Origin of the sequence: Streptococcus sp. HSISS3 (genome assembly GCF_000448605.1) — a bacterium.
Taxonomy (GTDB): Bacteria; Bacillota; Bacilli; order Lactobacillales; family Streptococcaceae; genus Streptococcus; species Streptococcus raffinosi.
The window spans coordinates 815979-837134 of record NZ_CM002130.1; the positions used below are offsets into that span (position 1 = coordinate 815979).

General features: G+C 39.2%; 16 protein-coding genes and 4 pseudogenes. 12 read left to right on the plus strand and 8 right to left on the minus strand.

The window, feature by feature from the left end:
- Positions 1-97 precede the first annotated feature (97 nt).
- The 5 genes from HSISS3_RS03900 to HSISS3_RS03920 all read right to left on the minus strand — a co-directional run bounded on the left by HSISS3_RS03900 (position 98) and on the right by HSISS3_RS03920 (position 4413).
- Positions 98-1813, minus strand: a complete 1716-nt coding sequence (locus tag HSISS3_RS03900; protein ID WP_021145207.1) for a phospho-sugar mutase — start codon at positions 1811-1813, stop codon at positions 98-100.
- Between the two features lie 152 nt (positions 1814-1965).
- Positions 1966-2526 carry an ECF transporter S component gene (locus HSISS3_RS03905; RefSeq protein ID WP_021145208.1) on the minus strand — a complete coding sequence of 187 codons (561 nt, stop codon included), beginning with the start codon at positions 2524-2526 and terminating at the stop codon, positions 1966-1968.
- A 66-nt stretch (positions 2527-2592) separates the two neighbouring features.
- Positions 2593-3165, minus strand: a complete 573-nt coding sequence (locus HSISS3_RS03910; protein ID WP_021145209.1) for an ECF transporter S component — start codon at positions 3163-3165, stop codon at positions 2593-2595.
- Positions 3166-3191: 26 nt separating this feature from the next.
- Positions 3192-3737 (minus strand): phosphopantothenoylcysteine decarboxylase, encoded by a 546-nt coding sequence (coaC, locus tag HSISS3_RS03915; protein ID WP_021151769.1) that lies wholly within the window; start codon positions 3735-3737, stop codon positions 3192-3194.
- On the minus strand, positions 3730-4413 hold the full coding sequence (locus tag HSISS3_RS03920; RefSeq protein WP_021151770.1) for a phosphopantothenate--cysteine ligase: 684 nt from the start codon (positions 4411-4413) through the stop codon (positions 3730-3732). Before HSISS3_RS03920 ends, coaC begins: the two co-directional genes overlap by 8 nt.
- A 194-nt stretch (positions 4414-4607) precedes the next feature.
- Here HSISS3_RS03920 and HSISS3_RS03925 point away from each other — a divergent pair, with 194 nt between their 5' ends.
- The 3 genes from HSISS3_RS03925 to HSISS3_RS03935 all read left to right on the plus strand — a co-directional run bounded on the left by HSISS3_RS03925 (position 4608) and on the right by HSISS3_RS03935 (position 8552).
- Entirely contained in the window at positions 4608-6278 is a 1671-nt protein-coding gene (locus HSISS3_RS03925) for a formate--tetrahydrofolate ligase (RefSeq protein ID WP_021151771.1), read from the plus strand.
- A 194-nt stretch (positions 6279-6472) separates the two neighbouring features.
- A complete protein-coding gene (locus HSISS3_RS03930) occupies positions 6473-7147 on the plus strand; it encodes a response regulator transcription factor (protein ID WP_021145215.1) in 675 nt (224 codons plus the stop codon).
- Complete coding sequence (locus HSISS3_RS03935; RefSeq protein WP_021151772.1) at positions 7137-8552, plus strand: sensor histidine kinase; 1416 nt, start codon at positions 7137-7139, stop codon at positions 8550-8552. Before HSISS3_RS03930 ends, HSISS3_RS03935 begins: the two co-directional genes overlap by 11 nt.
- A gap of 105 nt (positions 8553-8657) precedes the next feature.
- Here the strand turns inward: HSISS3_RS03935 and rpsT are convergent.
- Together rpsT and coaA are read right to left on the minus strand one after the other, a co-directional pair.
- Positions 8658-8893 (minus strand): annotated as a pseudogene (gene rpsT / locus HSISS3_RS03940) (30S ribosomal protein S20).
- Positions 8894-8933: 40 nt separating this feature from the next.
- Entirely contained in the window at positions 8934-9881 is a 948-nt protein-coding gene (coaA, locus tag HSISS3_RS03945; protein WP_021151773.1) for a type I pantothenate kinase, read from the minus strand.
- 110 nt (positions 9882-9991) lie between these two features.
- Between coaA and HSISS3_RS03950 the strand changes: the two are divergent.
- From HSISS3_RS03950 to HSISS3_RS03985, 8 genes and pseudogenes are all read left to right on the plus strand, one after another.
- Positions 9992-10581, plus strand: a pseudogene (locus HSISS3_RS03950) (class I SAM-dependent methyltransferase).
- A pseudogene (locus tag HSISS3_RS03955) lies at positions 10578-11854 on the plus strand (pyrimidine-nucleoside phosphorylase). The pseudogenes HSISS3_RS03950 and HSISS3_RS03955 overlap by 4 nt, the downstream one beginning before the upstream one ends.
- A gap of 33 nt (positions 11855-11887) precedes the next feature.
- Positions 11888-12550 carry a deoxyribose-phosphate aldolase gene (gene deoC, locus HSISS3_RS03960; protein WP_021151775.1) on the plus strand — a complete coding sequence of 221 codons (663 nt, stop codon included), beginning with the start codon at positions 11888-11890 and terminating at the stop codon, positions 12548-12550.
- Entirely contained in the window at positions 12537-12935 is a 399-nt protein-coding gene (locus HSISS3_RS03965; protein WP_021151776.1) for a cytidine deaminase, read from the plus strand. The genes deoC and HSISS3_RS03965 overlap by 14 nt, the downstream gene beginning before the upstream one ends.
- Before the next feature lie 68 nt (positions 12936-13003).
- A pseudogene (locus HSISS3_RS03970) lies at positions 13004-14067 on the plus strand (BMP family protein).
- 114 nt (positions 14068-14181) lie between these two features.
- Positions 14182-15720, plus strand: a complete 1539-nt coding sequence (locus tag HSISS3_RS03975) for an ABC transporter ATP-binding protein (RefSeq protein WP_021151778.1) — start codon at positions 14182-14184, stop codon at positions 15718-15720.
- On the plus strand, positions 15713-16780 hold the full coding sequence (locus HSISS3_RS03980; RefSeq protein WP_021151779.1) for an ABC transporter permease: 1068 nt from the start codon (positions 15713-15715) through the stop codon (positions 16778-16780). Before HSISS3_RS03975 ends, HSISS3_RS03980 begins: the two co-directional genes overlap by 8 nt.
- A 1-nt stretch (position 16781) precedes the next feature.
- On the plus strand, positions 16782-17738 hold the full coding sequence (locus tag HSISS3_RS03985) for an ABC transporter permease (RefSeq protein ID WP_021151780.1): 957 nt from the start codon (positions 16782-16784) through the stop codon (positions 17736-17738).
- Positions 17739-17845: 107 nt separating this feature from the next.
- Here HSISS3_RS03985 and HSISS3_RS03990 read toward each other — a convergent pair whose 3' ends face one another.
- A complete protein-coding gene (locus HSISS3_RS03990; protein WP_021151781.1) occupies positions 17846-18481 on the minus strand; it encodes an MBL fold metallo-hydrolase in 636 nt (211 codons plus the stop codon).
- A 95-nt stretch (positions 18482-18576) separates the two neighbouring features.
- Here HSISS3_RS03990 and HSISS3_RS03995 point away from each other — a divergent pair, with 95 nt between their 5' ends.
- Positions 18577-21063, plus strand: coding sequence for a bifunctional DnaQ family exonuclease/ATP-dependent helicase (locus tag HSISS3_RS03995; RefSeq protein ID WP_021151782.1), 2487 nt, complete (start codon positions 18577-18579; stop codon positions 21061-21063).
- Positions 21064-21156 lie beyond the last annotated feature (93 nt).

Here is a 21156-nt window from a genome sequence, read left to right on the forward strand (position 1 = left end):
AGAATTAATGTTCCATCTAACCCCTGTAAGCTTGTATAGTCTGAGAGACTATTCAATAAAATCTTGTGTTATTTGATGTCTAAACAGTTAAATCTTATTACCCTACGAAAGCGTTAATTTCTGCTTCAATATTGGCAATCTTTTGTTTAGCATCTGCTTCAGATTCTCCAACTGTTGCAATGTAGAATTTGATTTTTGGTTCTGTACCTGAAGGACGAACGGCAAACCATGAATCATCAGCCAAGAAGTATTTCAATACATTACTTGGAGGAGTTGTCAATTTTTCTACGCCGGCAGCAGTAGTAGCTGTTTGTTCTAAGAAGTCTTCTGTCTTAGCAATATCAGTGTTGTTGAATTGTTTAGGAGCATTGCCACGGAATTTATCCATGATTTTCTTGATTTCAGCAGCACCATCGACACCTGAGAGAGTAACAGAAATAGTCTTTTCTGCGAAGTAGCCATATTCTTTGTAGATTTCTTCAATACCATCAGCCAATGTCATACCACGTGAACGGTAGTAGGCTGCGATTTCTGCAACGATAAGAACAGCTTGGATAGCGTCTTTATCACGTACAAATGGTTTGATGAGGTAACCGAAGCTTTCTTCAAAACCAAGCATGTAAGTGTAATTGTGTTGTGTTTCAAATTCATGAATCTTTTCACCGATAAATTTGAAACCAGTCAAGACGTTAAACATAGTAGCGCCGTAGCTTTCCGCAATCTTAGTTACCAACTCAGTTGATACGATTGATTTACAAAGAGCTGCATTAGTTGGAAGGGTACCAGCTGTTTTGTGAGCTTCGAGGATATATTTGGCGATGATAGCACCAATTTGGTTACCTGAAAGGTTGAGGTAAGAACCATCTGGTTGGCGAATTTCAACACCAAGACGGTCTGCATCAGGGTCAGTTGCAACCAATACGTCGGCATCTACTTTACGACCGAGTTCTTCAGCAAGAGCAAAGGCTTCTTGGTTTTCTGGGTTTGGTGATTTGACAGTAGAGAAGTCAGCATCTGGAACAGCTTGAGCTTCAACGACTTGAACAGCATCAAATCCAGCTTGAGCAAGTGCACGACGTGCCAACATTTCACCTGTACCGTGAAGTGGTGTGTAGACAATCTTCATGTCACGACCGTATTCATTAATCAAGTCTTGGTTGATGTTGACATCTTTAACTTCTTTCAAGTATTCAGCATCAACATTTTCACCGATGACTTCAATTAGTCCACTAGCCTTGCTTTCTTCTAAATCAGCCAATTTCACTGTGAAAGGATTTTCGATAGCACGGATGTAGTCTGTCAATGCATCTGCATCTGCTGGTGGCATTTGTCCACCATCTTCTCCGTAAACCTTGTAACCATTAAATGGTGCAGGGTTGTGACTAGCTGTTACCATGATACCAGCAAATGTGTGAAGATGACGTACTGCAAATGACAACTCAGGTGTTGGACGAAGGCTTTCAAATACATAAGATTTGATACCGTGCGCTGCCAAAACTTGTGCAGATTCAAATGCAAATTCTGGAGAGAAGTGACGGCTGTCATAGGCAATAGCAACCCCACGTTTTTTAGCTTCCTCACCTTTTGAGTCGATTAATTGCGCCAAACCTTCAGTCGCTTGACGGACCACATAAATGTTGATACGGTTTGTACCAGCACCAATCAAACCACGCATACCAGCTGTACCGAATTCAAGGTTGGTATAGAAGGCATCTTCTTTGGTTTTTTCATCCATTGCGACCAACTCGTCACGAAGGTAAGTTGGTAATTCAGCAAAATCGAGCCATTTTTTATAATTTTCAGTGTAAGACATAGCATTCTCCTTTATATTTTTAATCGCTTACATTATAACAAATTTTTTCAGAAAATTCTAGCGATAATTGTAAATCTTTTTAAAAAGAAAATGGTATCTGAAATGTAAATGAAAATAAAAGAGCCAAGACATATCAGTCTCGACCTAACTAATTATTTTAATCTTTCAAGCGTCGGAACGGCTGCAGTTGCGACAAGAACTGTAGCAATGACTTCAATAAGAGAGTTTGTTGTCAAAATCAAAGCAAGAAAATGTTGAAAGCTGCCACCATAGATGTTGCCGAAGAAGATGTAAATTCCTAATAGAACAAAAATGGTATTGGTCATAGATCCGACAATAGCAGCTGTTACCAAACCAGTACGATTGTGTAGCCAGCGATAGATGAAGTAAGGAGTCACTCCAATTAAAATACGTGGAACCAGTGCAATAATGAGAGAATAGAGGTTTCCATGTGAGACAAAGGGACTAAAGAGGAAACTTGCTGGTGTCAAGACCAATGTATTCATGGTCACACTAAAGAGTCCCATTAGGAGTCCCAAAATGGCTCCAATCCTAGGTCCATAAATGACGGAAGCGATAACAACAGGAATATGAACCAAGGTCGGTTGAATCCCAGACGGAACAAATTCGAGAATGAAAGACGTCACAAAATGAATGGTGAGCATCACTGCAAAAAAGATGGCAATTCGTGCAATAGCGGTTGATTTTTTCATAAAAATTTTCCTTACGAGTTTGTAGAATAGTATCTGATTTTCAGCACTATCCATAGATTAAATAATTTACTTTTTCAATCGTAGAAGCATAGGAGTGATACTTACTGTCAAAAGTCCAGCAATAACCATTTCGGCAATCGAGTTGGTTGTAAAAATGGTTGCCATTAAGGTTTTGCCACCCTGTGAGTAGAAATTAGGAATTAAAAAGTAGATACCCAAGAGTACGAAAAAGGTATTTGTAAAGGCTCCAATGACTCCAGAAAGTGTCAAGCCTAAGCGGTTTTGAAGTATCTTGTAAACAAAATACGGTAAGATACCGATTAATACACGAGGAACAATAGCAATAACAGCAGATGCCCAAGTTCCACCTTCAACAAAGGGACTAAAAAGGTAGCTGCTCACTGTGTAGATCACTGTGTTACGGACGATACTCATAAGTCCCATGAAACCACCTAAATAGGCTCCAATTTTGGGGCCATAGACGATACTAGCAATAATCACTGGAATATGTGTTAGGGTTGGTTTGATGGGGAGTACAAAAGCAGCGAAAATAGTTTGACTGAGCACTTCAATGACCACCATTGTAGCTATCAAGAGTGCCAACTGCGCCGTTTGGTTTGCCTTACTTTTCTTATTCATCTTCATCTCCTATTGTTTGTAGAAAGTTAATTTATTAGCTTAGAGTCAATTGCTTCAAGAATGACATCAATATCAGCCAAAGCACCACGTCCCGTATCTCCACAGGCGAGTACACCAGACTTAGGAAGAATTTCTTGGTAGCCAAGGTCATGCAAAGTATCTAAATTTTTCCTAGTCAATGGATTGTCATACATTTTAGTATTCATTGCTGGTGAAATTAGTTTTGGGGTGGTGCTGGGTAGTGCTAAAGCAGTAGCAGTCAGCATGTTATCAGCCATCCCGTTAGCTAACTTAGCAATAGTATTGGCTGAAGCTGGAGCAACAATAAAGAGGTCAGCTTCCTTACCTAGGTCAATATGATTGATACGGTCAGCTAATTTTTCCTCCATGACATCAGTGTGAACAGGGTTCTTCGAGAGAACTTGAAGTGTCAGAGGGGTGATAAAGGCTTGAGCAGCTTCAGTCATAATGACGTTAACGTCATAGCTTTTTTTCTTTAATCTGCTTGTTAAATCAGCTGCTTTATAGGCAGAAATTGATCCTGACACAGCCAGAATGATACGTTTAGTCATGACATATCCTTTCAAATAAAGCTCGAGCAATTGCAGCTTTGGTCCTAACCTTCTCCTCGCTTTTCTCGTCAACTAGATAGGCAATATGTTGATCTGGAGTAATATCACTCAAGTCGTTGGCAACAATAATATCAGCTTTGTTGCGTTTCAGACTTGCACGAGCAACCTCAAAAAGCTCTTCTTTTCTTACATTAACCAAAAGTTTGAAGCCAATCAATTGAATATCAGGATTCCATTGTTTGACGAGGCTAATGACCTTCGGTGTTTTTTTAAGAAAAAGAACCTGATAATCAGAAGCCGATGATATCTTGCTTTCAGTGTTAGATTTATGCAAGAATTGAGCGAGATCTTCGGTGTCCTCCAGTTCAGCAAAATCCGTCATATAAATAGGAGTATAATCAGAGACTGCCATACTATGTATAAGAACATCGTGCTCTTTGACGAGTGGCTCCATCTTTTTGAGAAGACTTTCTACGTTCGTAATTTCTGTAATCTTTAGATTTTCTTTCGGTTCTGGTTTAACCGCTGTCTTGGTCGTTACTAAGGTTACTTGGTGACCCTTAGCCAAGAAAAGTTCTGCGATTTCCTTTCCTAGATAACCTGTTGAATGGTTTGTGATTCCACGTACAGCATCAATCTTTTCAGTGGTACCACCCGATGTAATCAAAATTTTCATAGTAGTATTGTACTAAAAATTGAGTCTTTAGTAAATATATAGTAGGTATTTTTGGGGTGTACCCCTATAAATTAAAGTTATAACGATTTATAACAAAACAAAAACCGAACATTGAAAAGTAATTAACCAAAAATAATGCGTTTTTTATCAAACTCTGATATAATAGATTCTAGAAAAATATAGAGGAGTGTCTCATGAAAACAGATATCGAAATTGCTCAAAGTGTAGAATTAAAACCAATCACAGAAGTAGTTGAAAAAGTTGGAATCGGCTTTGACGATTTGGAACTCTACGGAAAATATAAGGCAAAATTGTCATTTGATAAAATCAATGCTGTCAAAGACAATAAGCCAGGAAAATTGATTTTGGTGACAGCTATCAACCCAACACCAGCTGGTGAAGGGAAGTCAACCATGTCAATTGGTCTTGCAGATGCTCTTAACAAAATTGGTAAGAAAACAATGATTGCCCTTCGTGAACCATCTCTTGGTCCGGTTATGGGAATCAAAGGTGGTGCTGCAGGTGGTGGTTACGCTCAAGTGCTTCCGATGGAAGATATCAACCTCCACTTCACAGGGGATATGCACGCTATTACTACAGCGAATAATGCTTTGTCAGCCCTTCTTGACAACCATATTCATCAAGGAAATGCTCTCGGCATTGACCAACGTCGTATCATTTGGAAACGTGTGGTTGACCTTAATGACCGTGCGCTTCGTCATGTAAACGTTGGTCTTGGCGGACCACTTAATGGTATTCCACGTGAAGATGGTTTTGATATTACTGTTGCGTCTGAAATCATGGCGATTCTTTGCTTGGCTACTGATATTAATGACCTTAAAGAACGTTTGGCTAACATTGTAGTTGCCTACCGTTATGACCGTACACCAGTTTATGTACGTGATCTTGAAATTGAAGGTGCGCTTACCCTTATTCTTAAAGATGCCATCAAACCTAACTTGGTACAGACAATTTATGGGACACCAGCCTTGGTACACGGTGGTCCATTTGCCAATATCGCTCACGGATGTAACTCAGTTCTAGCTACAGCTACAGCTCTTCGTTTGGCTGATTATACGATTACTGAAGCAGGTTTCGGTGCTGACCTTGGTGCTGAAAAATTCCTTGATATCAAGACTCCAAACCTCCCGACAACTCCTGATGCTGTTGTTATTGTTGCGACACTTCGTGCCCTTAAAATGCACGGTGGGGTAGCCAAAACGGACCTCTCTGAAGAAAATGTTCAGGCCGTTCGTGATGGCTTCGCAAACTTGAAACGTCATGTGGAAAACGTTCGTAAATTTGGTCTTCCAGCAGTCGTTGCTATTAACGAGTTTGTTGCTGATACAGAAGCTGAAATTGCAGCCCTTAAAGAACTTTGTGCAGAAATCGATGTTCCTGTTGAATTGGCTAGCGTTTGGGCTAATGGTGCTGATGGTGGTATTGACCTTGCCAACGCGGTTGTTGATGCTGTTGAAAATGAGAATGCTGACTATAAACGTCTTTATTCTGATGATGATAGCTTGGAAGCGAAAATCACTAAGATTGTTACTGAAATCTATGGTGGTAAATCAGTTGTCTTCGAGAAAAAAGCTAAGAACCAGCTCAAACAATTTGCAGAATTTGGTTGGGACAAATTGCCAGTATGTATGGCTAAAACACAATACAGCTTCTCTGATAATCAATTCTTACTCGGGGCTCCAGAAGGCTTCGATATCACGATTCGTGAGTTCATTCCTAAGACTGGTGCCGGCTTTATCGTAGCTCTTACAGGTAATGTCATGACCATGCCTGGTTTGCCAAAAGCCCCAGCAGCCCTCAAGATGGATGTTGCTGAAGACGGAACAGCAATTGGTTTGTTCTAATAACAAATATTTCTTGGAAACAGTGCCAGTTGGTGCTGTTTTTTGCTCTATTTATGAAAAACTTAAGGAAGATAAGATAAACTGAGTCTTAACGAAAGAAAATAAAGCACTAGAAGATTAAGTGTATTTTCGATATAATGGGAAGACTTAGAGAGATATATGACTAGGTTTTGCACCTAGTAAGGGAGATAACTATGATTAAAATATTACTAGTTGAAGATGATTTGAGTTTGTCAAACTCAGTTTTTGATTTTTTAGATGATTTTGCTGATGTTATGCAAGTTTTTGATGGTGACGAGGGTCTCTATGAGGCTGAGAGTGGGGTTTATGACTTAATCCTTCTAGATCTTATGTTACCTGAAAAAGATGGTTTTACGGTCTTGAAGGAGCTACGTGAAAAAGGAGTCACAACACCTGTTCTCATTATGACCGCTAAGGAAAGTCTTGATGATAAGGGGCACGGTTTTGAGCTTGGCGCTGATGATTACCTTACCAAACCTTTCTATTTGGAAGAGCTAAAAATGCGTATTCAAGCACTTTTGAAACGCTCTGGTAAATTTGACCAAAACACCCTCTCTTTTGGGGATGTCCGTGTTAATCTTTCTACGAATTCAACTTTCGTGGGAGACAAAGAAGTGGAACTTCTAGGTAAAGAGTTTGATTTGCTGGTTTACTTCCTACAAAATCAAAATGTCATCCTACCTAAGTCACAAATTTTTGACCGTCTCTGGGGATTTGATAGTGATACTACCGTCTCTGTTGTTGAGGTTTATGTTTCAAAAATTCGTAAGAAATTGAAGGGAACTGACTTTGCGGCTAACCTTCAAACTTTGAGAAGCGTGGGGTATATTTTGAAAAATGCTGACTAAGTTTTTCAATTATCTCTTAAGGAGAATCAAGTCAGACGGTTTTAAGACTTTCATCCATTTCTTTGCGACTTTTTCTGGTATTTTCCTCATCATGACTGTCATGATATTGCAAATTTTGAGTTATGGTGTTTACTCTAATGTTGATTCTAGTTTGAAAATTGCAGCAAACAAATCAAATTCTTATTTGGAAATGGAGATGTTGAAACGAGAACTCTTTGTGACTTCTGAGGTAGATCAAAACAATACGACAACTATTTATCAGACATATGATACCAAAGGGTCTTCAGAGCCGCCTAAAACCAGTGCTAATAATCAAGATTCTAAAAAGAAAAAATCTAAGATGGAAGATGCTCCTCATGATTTATCAGTGGCTGCTAATACAAGTGTTCTCGTTCTTGATAAAGATGGCAAAGTCTTAAATACTGTTGATAAATTTTCTAGCTTGACCAATCTCTCAATTGATAGAAGTAATCTTGACATTATTAGTCAAGGTAGTGCTCAGAATTACTTCAATCAGACTGAAAAGTATCGTTTGATTACTGAAAAGGTAGATAGTAGTCTATACCCTGATGCTAAGTATGTTGTTATCGCTATCAACACGACTCAGTTAGAGGAGGCGACTGAACGTTACGTTAAGCTAATCGTCATTATGATGAGTTTCTTCTGGCTGTTGTCTGTAGCAGCAAGTATGTATCTGGCCAAATGGTCAAGACGTCCTATCCAAGAAAGTTTGGAAAAGCAGAAGGCCTTTGTTGAAAATGCTAGTCACGAGTTAAGGACGCCTCTTGCAGTCATTCAAAACCGTCTTGAAGTTCTTTTCCGTAAGCCAGAGAGTACAATTTTAGACAATTCGGAGAATATTGCATCAAGTCTAGATGAAGTACGTAATATGCGTCTTTTGACAACAAATCTTTTGAATTTGGCCCGTCGTGATGATGGGATTAAGCCAGAGATTGAAACGATAGATCCAGCTTTCTTCGATACTGTTTTTGCTAATTATGCGATGATTGCTGAAGAAAGTGAGAAGGGCTTTACTGCTCGAAATCAAGTTATTCGTCCTATTCAGACTGATAAGACCTTGTTGAAACAGTTGATGACGATTTTATTTGACAATGCTGTTAAATATACGGAAGATGATGGACAGGTGACCTTTACCGTTCGCACAAATGATCGACATCTTTATATCTCTGTTGCGGATAATGGTCCTGGTATCTCAGATGCAGATAAGAAAAAAATCTTTGATCGATTTTACCGGGTGGACAAGGCCAGAACCAGACAAAAAGGTGGCTTTGGACTAGGCTTATCCTTAGCACAACAAATTGTAGTTTCACTTAAGGGAACGATTACTGTAAAGGATAATCAACCTAAAGGGACTATTTTTGAAGTTAAAATTACTGGAGTATAATTACATGAAGAAAATCGAGAAAATCCCTGCTAGCTTTTAGGCTAGCAGGGGTTGTTGTTTTTTATGATTTTTAGGCACTAAAAAAACTCCTTATGGAGCTTTAGATTAGTTAGCCAATTTAGCTGCAAGACGTGATTTATCGCGGCTTGCTTTGTTTTTATGAATCAAACCTTTTGAAGCGGCTTTATCGATGCTTGCTGATGCAGCGCGGAAAGCTTCTTCAGTTGGGTTAGCGTTGAATGCTTTAATAGCAGTACGCAAAGCTGATTTTTGAGCTGAGTTTTTTCGTTTTGTTTAACGTTAAGTTCAGCGCGTTTAATAGCTGATTTAATATTTGCCAATGTTTTCACCTCCAAATTTATCTAACTATGTCATTATACGTTATTTTAGGTCCCTTGGCAAGCTTTTTCTATTTTTTAAATGAATGAGGTCAATTTTGTGATTGTCACCTTTATGAAGGATGAGTTCAGCACGGTTACGTGTAGGTTCGATATAATTTTCCAAATTAACCAAGTTAATATCTCGCCAGGTCTTTTGTGCTAGAGCTAAAGCGTCTTCTTTTCTGATTTTGGTGAAACGATGGTAATAGTTTTTTTCATCATTCTTTGCGAGATCCAAAAGGGTCTGGAAGCGCTCAAGGTACCAAGTTTCAATATTATCGACACCAGCATCAATATAAAGGGAAAAGTCAAAGTAGTCTGTCATATAGAGACGTTGGTTGAGAGGGTTTTGGAAAACATTGATTCCTTCAACGATTAAAAAATTTGGTTGCTTAATCTCTTGTGTTAGCCCTGGTACAATATCGTAGATTTCATGAGAATAGACAGGAATTTCGACATCCCCACCATTTTTTATAATGTCTAAAAAATTGAGCAGTAATGGCATATCATAAGATTCGGGGAAACCTTTACGATCAAGGATTCCCTTGTCAATTAAAACTTGGTTAGGATAGAGAAAGCCATCAGTTGTGACAAGTTCAACTTTAGATTGCGGAAAAGTCCTTTGCAACAAAAGTTGGAGCAAACGACTGGTGGTTGATTTGCCGACAGCAACCGAACCCGAAACACCAATAATAAATGGACGGTTAGTCTGCGTTTTTTGCAAAAAAATACTTTTCGAGAAGGTTAAATCGTTGGCAGTTTTTTGGTAAATGCGAATGAGATTGATAAGGGGGAGATAAATATCACTGACTTCCTGAACATCGATCTTATCGTTTAGGCTTCGAATGGAATCAAGTTCTTCAGCAGTCAAGGGAGCGTTAGCCTCTTGGTGGAGACGTTGCCATTCTTTGCGAGAAATCGTCTCAAAATTGATAAATTCATTTAGCATAAGTCTCATTATAGCAGAAAAAGCAAGAAAATGTAAGCCCTATCATATAACTAGCGTTAGGATTCTATTTCTGATAAAATAGAAAAAAACTACAATTAGAAGGACACATTATGTCAAAAATGTACTATGCTGAGACGCCAGATGCGGCTCACGATATTCATGATTTAAAGGTAAATTTGCTAGGGGAAAGTTTCCAGTTTTATACGGATGCTGGGGTTTTTTCAAAAAAGATGATTGATTTCGGAAGTCAAGTGCTCTTAAATTCACTGGATTTAGAGGATGGAAAAACACTTCTGGATGTGGGATGTGGTTATGGACCACTTGGGATTAGTCTAGCCAAAGTTCAAGGTGTCAAAGTCACTATGATTGACATCAATAGTAGGGCGATTGATTTGGCTAAACAAAACGCCGAACGAAACAAGGTTGACGTTGATATTTTCCAATCTAATATCTATGAAAGTGTTACTGGAAAATTCGATTATGTTATTTCGAATCCACCTATTCGTGCCGGTAAGAAGGTTGTTCATCAAGTGATTGAAGAAGCTTATGATCATCTCAATCAAGGTGGTACTTTGACTATTGTCATTCAGAAAAACAAGGAGCTCCTTCAGCAAAGGCTAAGATGGAAGACGTTTTTGGTAATGCTGAAGTGGTAAAAAAAGACAAGGGATATTATATCCTGAGAAGTGAGAAAATATGAGAACAGTTGATTTAATCGAGAAGAAAAGAGATGGTGGAGAATTAAGCACTGAGGAGATTACCTATCTCATCAATGGCTACGTCTCTGGTGCTATTCCAGACTATCAAATAGCCGCCTTAGCGATGGCGATTTACTATCAGGGGATGTCTATTCGTGAAATCCATGATTTAACCACGGAAATGGTGGTTTCTGGTGAGCAGTATGATTTGTCAGAGATTCCAGGAATTAAGGTTGATAAGCATTCGACCGGTGGTGTTGGTGACAAGGTCACTATTATTCTCATGCCACTTGTAGCGAGTTTTGGTGTACCGGTTGCTAAGATGAGTGGTCGTGGTCTGGGTCATACGGGAGGTACCATTGATAAGTTAGAGTCTATCAAGGGTTATCAGGTTGAGCGTACCAAGGAAGAATTTATTGAGCAGGTTAAAGCAATTGGTATTTCACTGATTGGTCAGTCAGAACACCTCGTTAAGGCTGATAAGTTGCTTTATGCTCTTCGTGATGTGACTGCTACGGTTGATTCCATTCCTCTTATCGCAAGTTCTGTCATGTCTAAAAAAATTGCAGCAGGTGCGGATAAGATTTTACTGGATGTTACCGTTGGTCAAGGTGCTTTCATGAAAAATATGTCCGATGCCGAAAAGTTGTCTGAGACCATGGTGGCATTAGGTCGGGAAGTCAATCGTGAAACAATTGCTGTTATTACTGATATGAGTCAGCCTCTAGGCAAGGCCATAGGTAACCGTTTGGAAATAACCGAAGCCCTTGAAATTATGCAAGGTAAGGGGCGTGAAGATATTACTGATTTTATCTGTGAATTGGCTGAGATATTATTGACATTAGCCCAAGTTGACGTTAGCCAAGAAGATATTCGTCACCATTTAGTTGGAGGACAAGCCCTTGCTAAGTTTGAAGAGCTTATCCAAGCTCAAGGGGGAGATTTGCAAGATCTTTATCGCCAAAGTAGTGCCCCTGTTGTGACTGAGATTTTTGCAGATGAAGCTGGCTATATTGAAGAACTACCAGCGATGGCTTTCGGAAAATTTGCTATGCAATTAGGTGCCGGTCGTGCTACAAAAACGGATAGTCTTAATTACGAAACTGGAATTGTTTTTGAAAAGAAAGTCGGTGATTCTGTGGTTCAAGGAGACCTTGTTGCTAAGGTTTATAGTCAAGAAAATTTAAATAAAAAATTGCTGACTGAATTCAAAAAAATGTTATTATTGATAAAGTGTGTAAAAAACCGACAGAAATATTAAAAATCATTTCCTAGGTCTTTATCTAAACTTAATTAAGGAGCTTATTTATGTCTGTTAATAGCTATATTGACCATACTTTATTAAAAGCAGATGCTAATGAAGAACAGATTCATGCCTTAATTGATGAGGCTAAGGAATATCAATTTGCAAGTGTTTGCGTCAATCCAACATGGGTGAAGACTGCTGCCAACTTTCTTAAAGATAGTTCAGTTAAGGTTTGTACGGTAATAGGATTTCCGCTTGGAGCATCAACATCTACCGTCAAGGCCTTTGAGGCTAAAGATGCCATTGCTAACGGGGCTGATGAGATTGATATGGTTATCAATATCGGTGCTCTTAAATCTAGAAATTTTAAATTAGTTGAAGATGACATTAAAGCTGTGGTAGAGTCTAGCGGTACAAAGCTTGTTAAGGTTATTATTGAAACTTGTCTTTTAACAGATGACGAAAAGGTTAAGGCATGTCAATTAGCTAAGAGTGCTGGTGCTGACTTTGTTAAGACTTCTACAGGGTTTTCTACTGGTGGTGCTACTATTGAAGACATTGCGCTCATGCGTAAGACTGTTGGTCCTGACATGGGTGTTAAGGCATCAGGTGGGGCTCGTACACTTGAAGCAGCACAAGCCTTTATCAAAGCTGGTGCTACCCGTATTGGAACGTCATCAGGTGTTGCTATTATGAAAGGGCAAGAAAGTCATGAATGCTACTAAAAAAGCTCAGGTGATAGAAGTAGCTCTTTTAGCAGCAGAAAACGCCTATGTTCCCTACTCTCAGTTTAGAGTTGGAGCAGCATTGCTAACCAAAGAGGGAAAAGTTTTTCAAGGGTGTAATATTGAAAATGCATCATTTGGTTTAACCAACTGTGCAGAAAGAACAGCTATTTTTAAGGCCGTTTCTGAAGGACATCGGGATTTTACGTGTCTTGCGGTATATGGAGATACAAAAGATCCTATCTCACCCTGCGGAGCTTGTCGTCAAGTAATGGTGGAATTTTTTAAATCAGATTCTAAAGTGATTCTTATCGCTGAAGATAAATCGACAGTCGAGATGACAGTCGGAGAGTTGTTACCATACTCTTTTACAGACTTACAATAGTCTGAATTATTTTATTCTTTATTAAGCAAGTTATCTTGCAAGTTATAGGAGGAGTGTTCAAGATGAAATTGAACAAGAAAATTATCGGACTTGGCCTTGTTGCTGTAGCGGCACTTGGTCTTGCAGCTTGTGCTCGTGGTGGACGAGGTGGCTCAGCAGCTGATTCGAAAGTTAAAGCTGCAATTGTTACAGATACTGGTGGTGTTGATGATAAATCATTTAACCAATCAGCATGGGAAGGTCTTCAAGCTTGGGGTAAAGCTAACAAACTTGAAAAAGATTCTGGCTACAATTACTTTCAATCTGGTTCAGAGTCTGACTTTGCAACAAACTTGTCTTCAGCACAAAGTCAAGGCTACAATCTCATCTTTGGTGTTGGTTTTGCTCTTCATGATGCAGTAGCAGACGCAGCTAAAGAACACGAAGATGTGAACTATGTAATTATTGACGATGTTATTAAAGACCAAAAGAACGTTGAAAGCGTTTTGTTTGCTGATAACGAAGGTGCTTACCTTGCAGGTATCGCAGCAGCAATGCAATCAAAAACAAATAAAGTTGGTTTCATCGGTGGTCAAACATCAGACACAATTACACGTTTTGAAGCTGGTTTCACAGCTGGTGCTAAGTCAGTAAAACCTGACATCGATGTACAAGTTCAATATGCTGAATCATTCTCTGATGCAGCTAAAGGGACAACAATCGCTTCAACAATGTACGCTTCAGGCGTTGACGTAATTTACCAAGCTGCTGGTGGTACTGGTACTGGTGTCTTCACAGCTGCTAAAGAAGTTAACGAAAAACTTGATGCTGACAGTGATAAAAAAGTATGGGTAGTCGGTGTTGACCGTGACCAAACAGCAGAAGGTAATTATACATCTTCAGACAAGAAAAATCTAACTTTGTTTTGACTTCAACAATCAAACAAGTTGGTACAGTTGTTAAAGATATCGCTAACGGACAACTCAAAGGCGATAAATTTGAAGGTGGTAAAACTAAGACTTACGGTATCAAAGACGGTGGCGTTGACATTGTAACATCTAATCTCCCTTCAGATATCAAAGATGCAGTCGTAAAAGCTAAAGATCAAATCAAGAATGGTGAATTGAAACCAACAGATGGTCTTAGCAAATAATAGTTAAGCATAAGTTTTTATAGAGCTTAAACTGAGACAATTTTTGTCTCAGCAAAGGGAAGCAGTTAATGATCCCCTTTGCTGAAATAAAAATTATTCTTGAAAGGAGATTGTATGACGAAGCCAAATGTCATTGAGATGCACGATATTACCAAAAAATTTGGTGAATTCGTGGCAAATGATCATATCAATCTTGATGTGAGACAAGGAGAAATCCATGCCCTCCTCGGTGAAAATGGTGCAGGTAAGTCAACTTTAATGAATATGCTTTCAGGTCTTTTGCAACCTACGAGCGGAACCATTAAGGTTAAAGGTCAAGAGGTGACGATTGATTCACCGTCTAAAGCAACGAAACTAGGGATTGGAATGGTTCACCAACACTTTATGTTGGTTGAAGCTTTTACAGTTGCTGAGAATATCATCCTGGGTAGTGAGGTAACCAAAGCTGGTGGAGTCCTTGATATGAAGAAGGCTATCAAGGAAATTACTGAACTCTCTGAAAGATATGGTCTTGCAGTAGATCCAACTGCTAAAGTAGCAGATATCTCTGTTGGTGCTCAGCAACGTGTTGAAATCCTTAAGACTCTGTATCGTGGGGCTGATATCTTGATCTTCGATGAACCGACTGCGGTATTGACTCCGTCTGAAATTACTGAACTTCTAAACATTATGAAGACCTTGGTTAAGGAAGGCAAGTCGATTATTCTGATTACACATAAGTTGGATGAGATTCGTGCTGTTTCTGATCGTGTTACGGTTATTAGACGTGGTAAATCAATTGATACGGTAACGATTGAGGGGGCAACAAATGCTGATTTGGCTGAAATGATGGTTGGTCATCAGGTTTCCTTCAAGACAGAAAAAATTCCTTCAAATCCAAAAGAAGTTGTTCTTTCTATTAAAGATTTGGTGGTTAACGAGAACCGTGGAATTCCTGCTGTTAAAAATCTGTCATTAGATGTTCGTGCTGGTGAGATAATTGGTATTGCCGGTATCGATGGCAATGGTCAGACAGAACTTGTCCAAGCGATTACAGGGCTTCGTAAAGTTAAGTCAGGTGATATTACTATCAAGGGTGAATCGATTATTCATAAGACAACTCGTCAGATTACAGAGATGAGTGTTGGTCATATTCCTGAAGATCGTCATCGTGATGGTATGGTCCTTGAAATGACAGTTGCTGAAAATATCGCTCTTCAAACCTACTACAAAGAGCCAAATTCTAAGAACGGTATCTTGAACTATAACGTCATCAATGCTAAAGCGCGTGAATTGATGAAAGAATTTGATGTTCGTGGTGCAGGAGAGTTAATTGCTGGTGGTGAATTGTCAGGTGGTAACCAACAAAAAGCTGTTATCGCTCGTGAGATTGGCCGTGACCCAGAACTTCTTATTGTTAGTCAACCAACTCGTGGTCTTGACGTTGGTGCCATTGAGTACATCCGTAAACGTATTATTGCTGAACGTGATAAAGGGAAGGCTGTTATTGTTGTCAGCTTTGAATTGGATGAAATTCTTGATATGTCAGACAGAATTGCCGTTATCTATGATGGTGCAATTCAGGGAATTCTAGATCCTGCTGAAACGAATAAGCAAGATCTTGGTATTCTTATGGCTGGTGGACAATTGAATAAGGAGGAAGCAAATGTCTAAAAAAGTACAAAATTGGGCAGTTCCTTTAATTGCTGTCCTCTTGGGAATGCTAATCGGAGCCGTTTTGATGTTAATTTTCGGTTACGATCCATTCTGGGCTTACTATGATCTCTTCTCAACGGCCTTTGGTTCATTGAAAAATATTGGTGAAATTCTTCGTGCCATGAGTCCGCTGATTCTGATTGCACTTGGATTCTCTGTTGCATCTAAGGCAGGTTTCTTTAACGTTGGTTTGCCAGGACAGGCCTTGGCAGGATGGGTTTCTGCCGTATGGTTTGCTTTATCATTTCCTGATTTGCCAAAGGTGGTTTCAGTTATCTGTACAGTCATCATTGGCCTGGTTGCAGGTGGTATCGCTGGGGCTATTCCAGGTATTCTCCGTGCTTACTTGGGAACAAGTGAGGTCATAGTAACCATTATGATGAACTACATCATTTTGTATGTGGCAAACAATATTATTCGCTTTGGATTTACAGCTGATATGTTGCGTTCCTCAGAAGCTTCTAACAAGGTTGTAGCCTCAGCTAGTTATCAAACAGAGTTCTTATCTCAAATAACTGGTGGTTCGCGTTTCAATATTGGTTTCTTCCTGGCTCTTGCAGCTGCCTTCTTAGTTTGGTTCTTGCTTAAGAAAACAACAACTGGTTTTGAAATTACATCTGTAGGTCTTAATCCTCATGCATCAGAGTATGCAGGGATGTCATCTAAACGTGTTATTATCATGTCAATGATTATCTCAGGTGCTCTATGTGGTCTTGGAGGAACAGTAGAAGGACTTGGTACATTCCAAAATGTCTTCGTTCAAAACTCTTCATTGGCTATCGGTTGGAACGGTATGGCGGTTGCGCTGTTAGCATCTAACTCCCCTATCGGTATTCCATTTGCCGCCCTTCTTTATGGTGTCTTGTCTATTGGTAAGAGTGGTATGATTGGTGTTCCACCTGAAATTATCGATGTTGTTTCAGCCTTGATCATCTTCTTTGTTGGTGCTAATTACATCATTAGATATTGGGTTCGCCCTCGTCATAAATCAGTGAAAGCTAAAGGAGGACAAAACTAATATGGACTTTATTACAATTATAGCCTTAATTGTTGCCTCTATGTTGAAGTATTCAGCACCATTGATTTTTACAAGTATTGGTGGGACTTTCTCTGAACGAGGCGGTATCGTAAATGTCGGCCTTGAAGGAATTATGGTAATTGGTGCTTTCGCAGGTGTTCTCTTTAACTTGACTTTTGCAGAAAGTTTTGGAGATGCGACACCTTGGATTGCTGCGATTGTAGCAGGTCTGGTTGGTGTTCTCTACTCATTGCTCCATGCTGTTGCGACAATTAACTTCCGAGCTGACCATGTTGTCTCTGGTACAGTGTTGAACCTTATCGCACCATCTTTGGCAGTATTCTTGACACGTGTTATCTATGGTGCTGGTCAAACACCTGCTATCAGTCATAACTTTAAGACTGTATCATTCCCAATCTTTAATCATATCCCTTTCTTGGGTAAAGTTTTCTTCACTAATGTTTCTTTGGTAGCATATGTTGCTATCTTGGTTTCAGTAGCATCATGGTGGCTCATCTTTAAGACACGCTTTGGTTTGCGACTTCGCTCAGTTGGTGAACACCCACAGGCAGCAGATACACTTGGGATTAACGTCTATCGTATGCGTTACTATGGCGTTATGATTTCGGGCTTCCTTGGTGGTGTTGGTGGTGCGGTTTATGCACAATCAATCTCAAACAACTTTGCCGTTACAACAATTGCAGGTCCTGGTTTCATCGCCTTGGCTGCTATGATTTTCGGTCGTTGGAGTCCAATTGGAGCTATGCTCTCAAGTTTGTTCTTTGGATTGTCACAATCATTGGCAATCATTGGAAAACAGCTTCCACTCATTTCACATGTACCAAATGTGTATTTGCAAATTGCACCATATATCTTGACAATTATTGTCTTGGCTGCTTTCTTCGGTAAAGCCGTTGCACCTAAAGCAGATGGTGTTAACTACATCAAATCTAAATAAACACACTACAGTGTTTCAGATAAGAAGGTCTATCGGCCTTCTTTTTTATTCGAGAAAAAAAGCTTGTCAATACTTACTAAAGTAGGTGTCGACAAGCTTTTGTTTTTTTATGAAAAATGTGGGTTAAAGACCTTCTCATGACCAACAGTGGTATCCCATCCATGTCCTGGGAAAACTCTGTAGTGGTTAGGAAGCGTAAAGAGTTGCTCTTGAATACTAGTGAGTAATTGTTCGTGGTTCCCTGTTGGAAGGTCCCAGCGTCCAATTGTTTCTTTAAAGAGGGCATCACCAGAAAATACAGTTTTTTCTCTATCAAAGATAAAAGAAACACCTCCAATAGAGTGTCCTGGAGTTGGAACAACTTTAAACTGAAAGTTCTTGATGTTATAATCTTCAGTAAAATCGAAGTAGTGTTCTGCAGGATTGACAATAACGTCTTCCATATCGTCGTGACGTGGGAGTCCAGATAAATTATCAATAGGACTCATCAACCAGTCTTTTTCAGCTTCAGCAACATAGACAGGAGGATGATTATATGCCTGACGGACTGCCTCAACACTCATAATGTGGTCGTAGTGTGTATGTGTCAAAAGGATAGCAGCAACTGGTTTGTCGATTGCTTTAAGTTCAGCTAAGATAGCAGAAGTATCACTTCCTGGATCAATGACTAGACAGGCTGTATCGTTTTCTAAAATATAGGTGTTTTCCTGGGCAACAGGATTTAAAATTCGTCTTATTTTCATAGTTCTAGTGTAGCACGAATTTCAGGCTTTTTCCAATATCAGAATGATGACTTTGTCTTTTTTTGGTGTTTTGGATATGCTATAATAAGGTCACTATGAGTGAAAAAAACACCAATAAATATGCCATTGTTGATTTGGAAGCAACATCTGCCTCGTCAATGGCTAGTATTATACAGGTGGGAATTGTCATCATGCAAAATGGTCAGGTGATTGACGAATTTGCAAGTGATGTGAACCCGCACCAAAAACTCGATGATCATATTATTCATTTGACGGGTATTACAGATCAGCAGTTAGCCCAGGCACCAGATTTCTCAGAAATTGCTCGTAAGATTTTTGACTTAATTGAAGATTGTATTTTTGTTGCCCATAATGTCAAATTTGATGCCAACCTACTCTCAGAAGCTCTTTTCATGGAGGGCTATGAATTAAGGACACCCCGTGTTGATACAGTTGAGTTGGCTCAGGTTTTTTATCCGACACTGGAACACTATAAACTCTCTCATTTATCTAAGGTCTTAAATCTTGACTTAGCTCAAGCCCATACTGCTATTGAGGATGCAAGGGCTACAGGTCAACTTCTTTTTCATTTAATGGATAAAATATCTAGTTTACCTAGACAAACCATTGATTTACTCTTGACCTTTTCTGATAATTTGCTTTTTGAGTCTGAGTTAGTTATTCGTGATGCCATAAGAGGACAAAAGCATGAACTTGCGAAAGAGTATATCATGCTTGAGGAGTCTGGTATTGTCCTTCGAAAGCCATTGACTTATAAGAACGAACGCAAATTATCTCAAAATTTTGAAACCAATATTGCACTCCTAGGTTTGGAAACAAGACATAAGCAAGAAAAATTTGCTGAGGCGGTCAGAAAAGAACTGGATAATACTGACATTTCCATGATTCAAGCTCAGACAGGAATTGGGAAAACATATGGCTATCTTCTTCCCATTTTGGCACAAGCAAATGTAGATAAAGTCGTTGTAGCTGTTCCGACCAAGCTTCTTCAAAATCAAATTATGAGTCAAGAAGCTAAAAGTTTAGCTGAAATCTTTAATATTAATTTTCACAGCCTTAAGGGACCGCAGAATTATATTAAGTTGGATGCCTTTTATCAAACCTTACTACGTCAGGATAGTAATCGTTTGGTCAATCGCTATAAGATGCAACTTTTGGTTTGGTTGACAGAGACGGAGACTGGTGATCTTGACGAGATAAGACAGAAGCAACGCTACATGGCTTATTTTGATGAGATTAAACATGATGGTAAGTTAAAGGCAGATAGTCTTTTTAAGGATTACGATTTTTGGCAACAGTCCTATCAAAAGGCCAAAGAGGCTAAAGTTGTTGTCACTAATCATGCCTATCTCTTAACCCGTATGGAGGATGACCATGATTTTGTCAGAGGGAAAACGCTTGTCATTGATGAGGGGCAAAAGATGGTTCTGGCTTTGGAACAATTTTCTCGTTACCAAGTGAATTTAACAAGTCTTTTGCAACAGATCCATCGTATTCTTGATCATGGTAACCCATCCTTACTGCAACAGCGTTTACTTGAAAATTTGCAGTTTGAAATTAGTCATTTGATTCAGGAACACCAACAATTCCCACAAAAACAGTATAATCGTCAGCAATTAGATTGTTTGCTTCAGACCATAACTGAACTTGAAGGGGAAAGCGGTTTGGTGGAAATGTTATCTCCATTGCAAACACCCCTTTACAGCCATTTTTGGCTTGAAACTGACTACTATCAGGAACATCGGGTGTCTTATCTAAAGGCTTCACGTCAGGAACTTTTGAAACTGTCTGCCTATCTTCCGAGTGCTCAGAAGGTGTTGATTGTCTCAGCAACCATTGATATTGGTCCTGAAGTTGATGTGGCAGATTTATTAGGGCTAAATCAGGTGCATAAGGTTAGTCTTCCAATGGACAACCTTCTCAGTCAGGCAATTTGGATTGATCAAAGCATGCCTATGATTGGTGTTGTATCTGAAGAAGACTATGATAAAGCTGTCGCAAAACGTCTTCAGAAGTTGACTAAAACGGAATATCCTATATTAGTCTTATTCACATCTCGAAAAAGCATGTTAGCTGTCTCAGATTTGCTGGATTTACAGGAAGTACATCACCTCACTCAAGAAAAGAACGGTACGGCTTTTAACGTCAAAAAACGTTTTGATAGAGGTGAGACTAATATGCTTCTTGGAATGGGTTCTTTCTGGGAAGGTGTTGATTTTGCTCAACAAGATAGGGTTATTGAGGTCATCGCACGTCTTCCATTTGACAATCCTAAAGATCCATTCTATCAAAAATTGGAGTCGTGGTTTTCTAAACAAGGAAAGCATACTTTTAATAGCTACAGTCTTCCTATGACAATTTTGCGTTTTAAACAGGCTATTGGGCGTTCGCAAAGACGTCCGGATCAGCGTTCAGCTATACTTCTTTTAGACAACCGCCCCCTAGTCAAGAGCTATGGGAAGCTATTTTTGAAAGAAGTATCTCAAGAGATTTCGCTTGAACGAACTAAATTTAAGATATTCAATGAAGATATCCAGACATTTCTGCAAAAGGAAAGTTAGCTATATAATATCAATCAAATTTTAAGATGAAAGAGTTTCTCAGACCTAAAAAGATGACGTTAAATATCCATTACTAGCGACATAGCTATGTAA

Coding starts and splice junctions, on each gene's coding strand:
- HSISS3_RS03965 (WP_021151776.1), top strand. CDS start 12,537: ATGAATGCTACTAAAAAAGCTCAGGTGATAGAAGTAGCTCTTTTAGCA.
- HSISS3_RS03985 (WP_021151780.1), top strand. CDS start 16,782: ATGGACTTTATTACAATTATAGCCTTAATTGTTGCCTCTATGTTGAAG.
- HSISS3_RS03980 (WP_021151779.1), top strand. CDS start 15,713: ATGTCTAAAAAAGTACAAAATTGGGCAGTTCCTTTAATTGCTGTCCTC.
- HSISS3_RS03930 (WP_021145215.1), top strand. CDS start 6,473: ATGATTAAAATATTACTAGTTGAAGATGATTTGAGTTTGTCAAACTCA.
- HSISS3_RS03990 (WP_021151781.1), bottom strand. CDS start 18,481: ATGAAAATAAGACGAATTTTAAATCCTGTTGCCCAGGAAAACACCTAT.
- coaC (WP_021151769.1), bottom strand. CDS start 3,737: ATGACTAAACGTATCATTCTGGCTGTGTCAGGATCAATTTCTGCCTAT.
- HSISS3_RS03905 (WP_021145208.1), bottom strand. CDS start 2,526: ATGAAAAAATCAACCGCTATTGCACGAATTGCCATCTTTTTTGCAGTG.
- HSISS3_RS03925 (WP_021151771.1), top strand. CDS start 4,608: ATGAAAACAGATATCGAAATTGCTCAAAGTGTAGAATTAAAACCAATC.
- deoC (WP_021151775.1), top strand. CDS start 11,888: ATGTCTGTTAATAGCTATATTGACCATACTTTATTAAAAGCAGATGCT.
- HSISS3_RS03995 (WP_021151782.1), top strand. CDS start 18,577: ATGAGTGAAAAAAACACCAATAAATATGCCATTGTTGATTTGGAAGCA.
- HSISS3_RS03935 (WP_021151772.1), top strand. CDS start 7,137: ATGCTGACTAAGTTTTTCAATTATCTCTTAAGGAGAATCAAGTCAGAC.
- HSISS3_RS03900 (WP_021145207.1), bottom strand. CDS start 1,813: ATGTCTTACACTGAAAATTATAAAAAATGGCTCGATTTTGCTGAATTA.
- HSISS3_RS03975 (WP_021151778.1), top strand. CDS start 14,182: ATGACGAAGCCAAATGTCATTGAGATGCACGATATTACCAAAAAATTT.
- HSISS3_RS03920 (WP_021151770.1), bottom strand. CDS start 4,413: ATGAAAATTTTGATTACATCGGGTGGTACCACTGAAAAGATTGATGCT.
- coaA (WP_021151773.1), bottom strand. CDS start 9,881: ATGCTAAATGAATTTATCAATTTTGAGACGATTTCTCGCAAAGAATGG.
- HSISS3_RS03910 (WP_021145209.1), bottom strand. CDS start 3,165: ATGAATAAGAAAAGTAAGGCAAACCAAACGGCGCAGTTGGCACTCTTG.